Below are 9,865 nucleotides of genomic sequence, written 5' to 3' on the forward strand. Positions count from 1 at the left end.
TTGGACAAATAAGCAGCATTTGATGGTTGTTTTTTGTTAAAAGGTAAAGTGATCATGTTATTCACTTTAGCATTACTTGAGTGGGATATTTTCCTTATCAGGAAACACTGTTTTCATCGGTGCTTGCAGGTGATTTGTAGTGTGCAATTCCCTATAATAGCGCCAATTCTGATCCTCCTATATTATAAGGTGAATAGACGTGATGGAAATCATTCGCGGAGCCCCAGCACTATCTGCATTTAGAGTTCAAAAACTCATGGAGGCTTGCGAAAACGCAGCGCTTCCTGTTTCTCAAATTTATGCTGAATATGTACATTTAGTCAATTTGAGTGAACCACTAGATGATAATGAACGTCTACAGTTAGAAACTATTCTTACTTATGGCCCAGCTATTGAGTCTCATGCCCCACAAGGCACTCTACTGTTTGTTACTCCTCGTCCTGGCACTATTTCTCCTTGGTCTTCTAAAGCAACTGATATTGCCCATAACTGTGGTTTAGGCAAAGTTAACCGCCTTGAACGTGGTATTGCTTATTATGTTGAAGTGTCAGTATTAACCGCAGAACAACAAAAACTACTGCAAGGTTTATTGCATGACCGCATGGTCGAAGTCATGTTGCCAGCGTTTGAAGCGGCTGAAATATTATTTGCTCGCACAGAACCTGCAAAATTTAGCAGTGTGAATATTCTTGCTGAAGGCCGCCGCGCGTTAGAAGTGGCCAACATTAAGCTCGGCTTAGCCCTTGCCGATGATGAAATTGACTATTTAATTGAAAACTTTGTACGTTTAAAGCGTAACCCGAACGACATCGAGTTAATGATGTTTGCTCAAGCAAACTCGGAACATTGTCGCCACAAAATTTTCAATGCAGATTGGACAATCGATGGCGAAGTGCAGCCAAAATCATTGTTCAAAATGATTAAAAACACGTTTGAAGTGACACCTGATTACGTGTTGTCAGCTTACAAAGATAATGCCGCTGTGATGACGGGTCCGGTAGCGGGTCGTTTTTTCCCTGATCCAGATGGTGTTTATAACTATCACACCGAACCAATGCATATATTGATGAAAGTTGAAACTCATAATCATCCTACTGCTATTAGCCCATATCCAGGGGCTGCTACTGGTTCTGGTGGTGAAATTCGCGATGAGGGCGCTACTGGCCGAGGTTCTAAACCTAAAGCGGGTTTATCTGGTTTTACTGTTTCTAACTTAAAAATTCCTGGTTTTGTACAACCATGGGAAGGGGATTACGGTAAGCCAGATCGTATCGTCACACCGTTAGAAATTATGCTCGAAGGCCCGCTTGGCGGCGCAGCATTTAACAACGAATTTGGTCGTCCTGCCATTACCGGTTATTTCCGCACCTTTGAACAATTAGTGTCTAGCCATAATGGTGTTGAAGTACGTGGTTATCATAAGCCGATTATGATTGCGGGTGGCTTAGGCAATATCCGTGAAGATCATGTTCAAAAAGGTGAGATTACCGTTGGTGCTAAGCTAATTGTGCTTGGTGGACCGGCAATGAACATTGGCTTAGGTGGCGGTGCAGCATCATCTATGGCGTCAGGTCAGTCTAGCGAAGATTTAGATTTTGCTTCTGTACAACGCGAAAACCCAGAAATGGAACGTCGTTGTCAGGAAGTGATCGACCGCTGCTGGCAGTTAGGCGACACCAACCCAATTCAGTTTATTCACGATGTGGGCGCAGGCGGATTATCCAATGCGTTCCCTGAATTAGTTAATGATGCTGATCGCGGCGGGGTATTCAATTTACGTAATGTTCCCTCTGACGAACCCGGCATGAGCCCGCTTGAAATTTGGTGTAACGAATCACAAGAGCGTTATGTGTTATCGGTTGCGCCAGAGAACTTACAACAGTTTGCCGATATTTGTGCTCGTGAACGTGCCCCATTTGCCGTGGTTGGGGAAGCGACAGCAGAGATGCATTTAACGCTTGCCGACAGTCACTTTAACAACAAGCCAATTGATTTGCCGCTTGAAGTATTATTAGGTAAAGCGCCTAAAATGAGCCGTGATGTGGTGACTGCAAAAGCAATATCGCCAGCGTTAGATCAAACTAAGATTGAACTAAATGAAGCCGTTAAGCGCATTTTAACCTTGCCAACAGTGGCAGACAAAAGCTTCCTTATCACCATTGGTGACCGCTCTGTCACTGGTTTAGTTAATCGCGACCAAATGGTGGGTCCATGGCAGATTCCAGTTGCCGACTGTGCGGTAACCGCATCAAGTTATGACAGCTATTGCGGTGAAGCAATGTCGATGGGTGAGCGTACCCCGTTAGCCTTACTCGACTTTGACGCCTCTGCTCGTATGGCTGTTGCTGAATCGATTATGAACATTGCCGGTACTGATATTGGCTCGTTCAAGCGCATTAAACTTTCTGCTAACTGGATGTCGCCAGCGGGTCACCCAGGTGAAGATGCGGGTTTATACCAAGCAGTTAAAGCGATTGGTGAAGACCTTTGTCCAGAACTCGGTATCACGATTCCTGTTGGCAAAGACTCCATGTCGATGAAAACCGCATGGGATGATAACGGTACCCAAAAAACCGTCACATCGCCGATGTCGTTAGTTATTACCGCCTTTGGTGTGGTGCAAGACATTCGTAAAACGGTAACTCCACAACTTCGCAGTGATAAAGGTGACAGTGCTTTATTAATGCTGGACCTAAGCAATGGCCAAAACCGTTTAGGCGGTTCTTGTTTAGCGCAGGTTTACAGTGAGTTAGGTGACATTTCACCAACATTGGATAAAACCGCTAACTTAGCAGGATTCTTTGAAGTGATGCAGCTGTTAGTCGCCGAGCAAGCGGTTATGGCTTATCACGATCGTAGTGACGGTGGTTTATTTACCACCTTAGTGGAAATGGCCTTTGCCGGTAATACCGGGTTAACGATTGATTTAGCCAGCTTGAATGGTACTGATTTAGAACGTTTATTTAACGAAGAACTCGGTGCCGTAATTCAAGTCAGTGCTGCTGACGCTAAAGGCATTGCCGCGAAATTTGAAGCTAAAGGCGTAACGTGTCATCACATCGGTGGCTTGCAAACGGCAGACAAAATTAGCATTAATGACGGCGAGCGAGTGATATTTGCTGACAGTCGTACTGCACTGCGTACCTTATGGTCAGAAACAACCTATCGTATGCAAGCGCTGCGTGATAACCCTGAATGTGCGCGTGAAGAGTTTGAGCTTAAACAACAAGCAGATGCGCCAGGATTAACGGTTAAATTGGGCTTTAATCCAAGTGAAGATGTGGCTGCACCTTATATTCTTAAAGGTGTTGCACCAAAAATGGCTATTTTACGTGAGCAGGGCGTTAACTCTCATGTTGAAATGGCAGCCGCTTTCGATCGTGCCGGTTTTGAGAGCCGCGACGTGCACATGTCGGACATCTTATCTGGACGTATTAACCTTGAAGAGTTCCAAGGCCTAGTGGCTTGTGGCGGATTCTCTTACGGTGACGTGTTAGGTGCTGGTGAAGGTTGGGCTAAATCGATTTTGTTTAATGATCGTGCCCGCGATGAGTTTAGTCGTTTCTTCGAACGGGATTCAAGCATCGCCCTTGGCGTGTGTAATGGTTGTCAGATGTTATCTAACCTGAAAGAAATTATTCCAGGAAGTGAGCATTGGCCACGCTTTGTACGTAACCGCTCGGAGCGTTTTGAAGCTAGATTTAGTTTGGTTGAAGTACAACAAAACCCATCGGTATTTTTTGAAGGTATGGTCGGTTCTCGTATGCCTATCGCCGTATCGCATGGTGAAGGCTTAGTGGAATTTGCAAATGCTCAAGCGCTAGCAAATGCAGAAGCATCAGGCACTATTGCACTGCGTTATGTTGATGGTCATGGTCAAATTGCCACCCAGTACCCAGAAAATCCAAATGGTTCAGCTAATGGCTTAACCGGTATTTGTACCACTGATGGTCGTGTGACAATTATGATGCCGCATCCTGAGCGTGTATTTAGAACCGTTGCCAATTCATGGCATCCAGATAATTGGGGTGAAGATAGCCCATGGATGCGTATGTTCCGTAATGCACGAGTGAAGATTGGTTAATAGTAAGTTAAGTACTTAGTTCAGCTAAAGCACTTGATTTAGTTAACCTGAACTCGGGATAACAAACGCCTCTCAAACAGCCCTTTGCCTTGCTAACGGTGTTGAATTAACTTGCAATAGACCCGCTATTGACGCGTCAATTCACCTTGTTAGTAAAACAAATGACAAGTTTGATAGTGATAAATGTCTAAGTTTATGATCTTTATTATCATATCTTAGTCTCTTACCCCGAGTTCATATATGGTCTCCTCCCGTATTGCAAGGTATCACTCATCGATAACAGGGACAGGATTGCTGTCATATATACGGCCTTTATATGAAGTTCAAGACTTCTGGCCTCGATGTATTCCGCACATATTGTCCTTATCAGGTTATCGGTATTGACTACCACTGAACTCGCCAGGTTTTCAATATGCAGGTTTTACCTGTTATGTCATCGTTTCATTTTACCCACGCAATTCGTTGAAGAGCGGTTTACTTTTTATTGGTACTTATATTTCTATCGTTGAATAATCTTCGCCTGACACGGTTATAGCCCAAGCCATTCTCGCCATTTTGTTAGCATAAGCGACACATGCGCGGTTATGCCCTCGAGTTTTCACAAGCTTATTTATCCATTGACTCAGCTTGTCACTCTTGGTGCCTGCTCTGGATACAACCGCTTTAGCACCTTGTATTAACAAACACCTTAGGTAACTATTACCTCGTTTACTTATCCCAAGTAAACTATCTTTACCGCCACTACTGTGCTGTTTAGGAACAATACCCAATGAAGCGGATACATCACGGCCTCGCTTGTAATGAGCACCATTACCGACTTCATTGAAATAGGCACTAGAAACCATTGGTCCAAATCCAGGTATGGTTTGTATTCTCTGGCAAATGGCATTGCTTTTTACTGTTTCAACAATTAATTGACTGTAGGCTTCAATACACTTATCTAATGCGTTGAGCTGTGCTTGTAGCTGTCTCAGTATTGTTTTGAATGTCTCTGATAATTGTGTGGATCCATCATCCAGTATGAACGGGATGGTTTTACGTACGTGATTCACGCCTTGGCTTAAAATAATGCCGTATTCAGCAATTAACCCTCTGATTTGGTTACAAAGTGCAGTTCTTTGTTTTACGGCTAACTCTCTGACTTTATGTTGTGCTTGATTATCTTGTTGTTCTATCGATTTTATACCTACACTTTTAATGTGTAGCTGGTTTGCTGCAACAGAAATGGCTAAAGCATCGTTATAATCATTTTTATTGCCAATTAAAAAGGCTTTTACATGTTGAGGCGGGATAAGCTTTACTTTATGACCACACTTTTGTATTTCTCGAGCCCAATAATTCGATGTTGCACAAGCCTCAAGAGCAACTAAACATGTTGGTTGTTTTTGGAAAAATGCTAATACTTGAGCTCGTGTTAACATTTTTTTATTAATTAACCTACCTTGTTCATTGCAACAAACCACATGAAAGAATCGTTTTGCTATGTCTAACCCTATTGTTGTAATCTTCATTTTGGTCTTCTCCCATTTTGATTGTTTGTAACCACTTCAATCATGGCACATCGATGCCGTAGTGGGAGGAGACCATCACATCAGGTTAGTTAACGTACTTAATGTAGCTAAAGCGAAAGGCGACTCCGTTGAGTCGCCTTTTTTATTGGTTTCAATTTGTTTACCGCAGCTGACTTTATGTTGTGGTGAGAAAGAAAAACCCCATAGACTTATTCTATGGGGTTTTCTAATTCGTCATCCTTTGATAATAACGATTACCGCTTAATATGATTTCTGCGCTAACAAAAACATCCACTAAACACGGTATAGATAAAAAGTAAGCTAGCTTATTTGACTTCTTTAGCTGCAAACATTTCAGTAAAAACACGTTTGTATAAGTCGGCAATATGTTCGAATAATTGAGTCATAACAGATTCTCTTTAGGTTAGGTCATTGGAATTAAGACAGCGACTCATTGCTCAACAGTGTTCGTTTTCTTAATTGTGCGTAAATTATACAATTGAATTAATGTGCTCTCAAACGAGAAAAAATGATATTTGCCATTAGTTTATTTAATGGGTAAAATTAAATTGTTTATTTTAAATAACGCATTTTTAATTTTAATCTATTGAAATATATTGGATTTGTTTGTTATTGAATAAGTTAAATTTTAAAGAAAAAATTATCTAATATTAAATTTATGTGTGTTTAATTACTTTGTATTAACAATCTATGCGAGTTGATTGTTATAGCAATAAATAGACATGCTTGCTTTTTGTTCCTAGCAATTAATCATTTTTTGTCAATACCTCAAGAGGGTTGCAAGTTAGTGTGCAAATGTTATCACTCTGAATACCGCAAGTTTATTTACGATTGTGATCAACCTTGCAGCAAATATACGCTTAGATAAACAGCTATTTTTACGCTAAAGAACTGATTCATTGAAATAAAACATTCTCCATGCAGCAAATCTAATGCTGGTCACATAATTGACTAAAAAATATGATCTACATAGCGAATATGCCGTAAGATATAGGGCGTTTAAGATTGGGCTTGAAAACATAGGCAAACAGGTTAATTTATCATTTTTCACTTTTTGGTGAGTTGTCCACTGCTTCAATATGACCGTTTTCAGGTATAACATCATCATTATGGCAACGATATGTTGCTGTGTCGTATTTGGTTGTACTGAAGTAAGGAGTCGCCAATGATTATCGAAGAGGTCGTTGAGCTATCGCGTTTTCAATTTGCGCTGACAGCCATGTATCATTTTTTATTTGTTCCACTCACCCTAGGTTTAGCCTTTATTCTTGCGATTATGGAATCACTGTATGTGATGACCAATAAGCAAGTTTATAAAGACATGACTAAATTTTGGGGTAAGTTGTTTGGGATTAACTTTGCCTTAGGCGTGACAACTGGTTTAGCGATGGAGTTCCAGTTTGGTACTAACTGGTCCTACTATTCTCATTACGTAGGTGACATTTTTGGTGCGCCCCTGGCGATTGAAGGCTTAATGGCATTCTTCCTTGAGTCTACGTTAGTCGGGATGTTCTTTTTTGGTTGGGATCGTTTCAGTAAGCGCCAACATTTAGCGGTCACATGGCTCGTTGCCCTTGGCTCTAATATGTCAGCCTTATGGATTTTGATCGCCAATGGTTGGATGCAAAACCCAGTGGGTTCGGTATTTAACTATGAAACCATGCGTATGGAAATGACCAATTTTGCCGAAGTGGTATTTAACCCCGTTGCGCAAGTTAAGTTTGTTCATACCGTCGCCTCTGGTTATGTAGCAGGTGCGATGTTTGTATTAGCCATTAGCTCATACTACATATTGAAAGGCCGAGATTTACCTTTTGCTCGTCGCTCATTTGCTATTGCAGCAAGTTTTGGTATGGCATCTATTTTATCGGTCATCGTGTTAGGCGATGAATCAGGTTATGAAGTAGGCGAAGTGCAACGTGTTAAATTAGCCGCAATTGAAGCTGAATGGCACACGGAACCTGCACCAGCAGCCTTTACGGCATTTGGTTTCCCTAACCAAGAAACTATGCACACGGATTACGCCGTTAAGATCCCATATGCGATGGGCATTATTGCGACACGTTCTTTAGATGGAGAAGTAACCGGTATTAAGGATCTTATTAAAGATCACGAAGTACGAATTCGTAACGGTATGGTTGCATATGCATTACTGGAAAAATTACGTGCTGGTGATAAATCGGTTGAAGTTAGAGAGCAATTTGAAGCAACCAAAATCGATCTGGGTTATGGTTTCTTGCTTAAGCGTTATACCGACAAAGTGGTTGATGCGACTGAAGAGCAAATTATTGCAGCGTCTTATGACTCAATTCCTACTGTAGCCCCTATGTTCTGGAGTTTCCGCTTAATGGTTGGCTCTGGGGTGATAATGCTATTGGTGTTTGCTGCGGCCTTCTGGCAAAGCACTCGTCATCAAATCGCCGAGAAAAAGTGGGTACTTCGTGCTGCTCTTTACAGTTTGCCACTTCCATGGGTAGCCATTGAAGCTGGTTGGTTTGTGTCAGAGTTTGGTCGCCAACCTTGGACCATTTCTGAAGTACTGCCAACATTCATGTCGGCGTCGAGTTTAACGACGGCGGATCTTTGGTTCAGTATTATTTCGATTACGGTGTTCTATACCATCCTGTTGGTGATAGAAGCTTACTTGATGTATAAGTTTGCTCGTCTTGGTCCAAGCAGCTTAAAGACCGGTCGTTATCATTTCGAAAACCAAGATGCTTAATCTGAGGACCTGATTATGTTTGATTATGAAGTATTAAGATTTATTTGGTGGGCGTTAATCGGCGTGCTGTTTATCGGTTTTACTGTGACAGATGGCTTCGATATGGGCGTAGGTATATTGTTGCCCGTTATTGGTAAAGATGATACTGAACGCCGTATTATGATTAACACTATCGCACCACATTGGGACGGTAACCAAGTATGGCTAGTGACGGCTGGTGGCGCGTTATTTGCTGCTTGGCCTATGGTCTACGCGGTATCGTTTTCGGGCTTTTATGTTGCAATGATGCTAGTACTATTTGCATTGTTTTTACGCCCAGTCGGTTTTGATTATCGCTCTAAAATTGAAGATCCAAGATGGCGTAAGTCATGGGATAGAGCATTATTTGTCGGCAGTTTTGTGCCACCGTTAATCATTGGTGTGGCATTTGGTAACTTGCTTCAAGGAGTGCCATTTAACTTTGATGAATATTTACGTGCTACTTATCATGGCGGTCTGTTGGGTTTATTGAATCCGTTTGGTTTATTAGCCGGTCTTGTAAGTGTCACTATGGTGATAATGCAAGGTTCTACATGGTTACAAATGAAGACCGACGGAGAGCTGAGAGTTAGAAGCGCGAAAGTATCGCAAGTTTGTGGTGGTCTATTAGTGGTTCTGTTTGGTGCCGCTGGTGTTTGGCTTATAAACGGTATTGATGGTTATGTTATTACCTCAGCCCTCGACCTTGCTGGTCCGTCAAATCCAACCACTAAGACTGTAGCGGTTGAAGCGGGCGCTTGGCTAACCAACTATGATAAATATCCTCTTACCATGCTATTCCCGGTGTTAGGATTATTAATGCCAATATTAGTGATTTTTGCCAGTCGTTTAAATCGTAGTGGATTTGCGTTCTTTTTCAGTTCGCTTGCGGTTGCTTGTGTCATTTTGACCTGTGGAGCAGCAATGTTCCCATTTGTTATGCCTTCGTCATTAGAACCTAATGTCAGCTTAACAATGTGGGATGCTACAGCCAGTCAAATGTCACTTAAAGTGATGACCGTTGCCGCTATCATCTTCGTGCCCACAGTATTAAGTTACACCATTTGGACTTACTACAAGATGTACGGTCGCTTAAATCGTGAGTTTGTTGAAAACAACAAATCCTCACTTTACTAAATTAAGGAGCAATGTCTATGTGGTATTTTGCGTGGATTTTAGGGGTATTGTTAGCGTGTTCATTCGGTATCATCAACGCGTTATGGCTTGAGAATACTGAAAATATGGATCGTAATAGCGATCAATAAACGTTATATATTTTGATATGAAAAAACCGCTTTAGTGATAAAGCGGTTTTTTATTGGTTATTCATTATATGTTCAAAATAACAATCAAACGCTTTTAACTTCTTACTCAAATGAAGACTTATTCGCTTGTCACTCAATGGTTGTTAACAAGACACATTTTATCTTCAGTTGCCGCTTTTACCCTTCCCCAAAAATGTGCACTACACACGCCGCTGCTCAGTAATATTTTTATATAAATATACTG

Annotated in this window: 5 protein-coding genes; 4 read left to right on the forward strand and 1 reads right to left on the reverse strand. The window is 41.6% G+C overall.

Going from position 1 to position 9,865, the window contains the following annotated elements:
- Positions 1 to 202 precede the first annotated feature (202 nt).
- Complete coding sequence (gene purL, locus H5202_RS04675; RefSeq protein ID WP_182771028.1) at positions 203 to 4,084, forward strand: phosphoribosylformylglycinamidine synthase; 3,882 nt, start codon at positions 203 to 205, stop codon at positions 4,082 to 4,084.
- 491 nt (positions 4,085 to 4,575) lie between these two features.
- On the opposite strand, the gene H5202_RS04680 is transcribed toward purL, so the two are convergent.
- Complete coding sequence (locus tag H5202_RS04680; RefSeq protein WP_182771029.1) at positions 4,576 to 5,595, reverse strand: IS110 family transposase; 1,020 nt, start codon at positions 5,593 to 5,595, stop codon at positions 4,576 to 4,578.
- Between the two features lie 1,186 nt (positions 5,596 to 6,781).
- On the opposite strand from H5202_RS04680, the gene H5202_RS04685 reads away from it, so the two are divergent.
- Genes H5202_RS04685 through cydX form a run of 3 tightly spaced genes read left to right on the forward strand, consistent with a single transcriptional unit; the run spans position 6,782 to position 9,621 of the window.
- Entirely contained in the window at positions 6,782 to 8,338 is a 1,557-nt protein-coding gene (locus H5202_RS04685) for a cytochrome ubiquinol oxidase subunit I (RefSeq protein ID WP_011636616.1), read from the forward strand.
- A gap of 15 nt (positions 8,339 to 8,353) precedes the next feature.
- Positions 8,354 to 9,493 carry a cytochrome d ubiquinol oxidase subunit II gene (cydB, locus tag H5202_RS04690; protein ID WP_182771030.1) on the forward strand — a complete coding sequence of 380 codons (1,140 nt, stop codon included), beginning with the start codon at positions 8,354 to 8,356 and terminating at the stop codon, positions 9,491 to 9,493.
- A 17-nt stretch (positions 9,494 to 9,510) separates the two neighbouring features.
- Entirely contained in the window at positions 9,511 to 9,621 is a 111-nt protein-coding gene (cydX, locus tag H5202_RS04695; RefSeq protein ID WP_182771035.1) for a cytochrome bd-I oxidase subunit CydX, read from the forward strand.
- The last annotated feature ends 244 nt before the right edge of the window (positions 9,622 to 9,865 follow it).

It is taken from the genome of Shewanella sp. SG41-4, from assembly GCF_014164505.1.
GTDB lineage: Bacteria > Pseudomonadota > Gammaproteobacteria > Enterobacterales > Shewanellaceae > Shewanella.

What these genes read in the sequence shown, in the direction of transcription:
- purL (WP_182771028.1), top strand. Translation starts at nt 203, where the DNA reads ATGGAAATCATTCGCGGAGCCCCAGCACTATCTGCATTTAGAGTTCAA.
- H5202_RS04680 (WP_182771029.1), bottom strand. Translation starts at nt 5,595, where the DNA reads ATGAAGATTACAACAATAGGGTTAGACATAGCAAAACGATTCTTTCAT.
- H5202_RS04685 (WP_011636616.1), top strand. Translation starts at nt 6,782, where the DNA reads ATGATTATCGAAGAGGTCGTTGAGCTATCGCGTTTTCAATTTGCGCTG.
- cydB (WP_182771030.1), top strand. Translation starts at nt 8,354, where the DNA reads ATGTTTGATTATGAAGTATTAAGATTTATTTGGTGGGCGTTAATCGGC.
- cydX (WP_182771035.1), top strand. Translation starts at nt 9,511, where the DNA reads ATGTGGTATTTTGCGTGGATTTTAGGGGTATTGTTAGCGTGTTCATTC.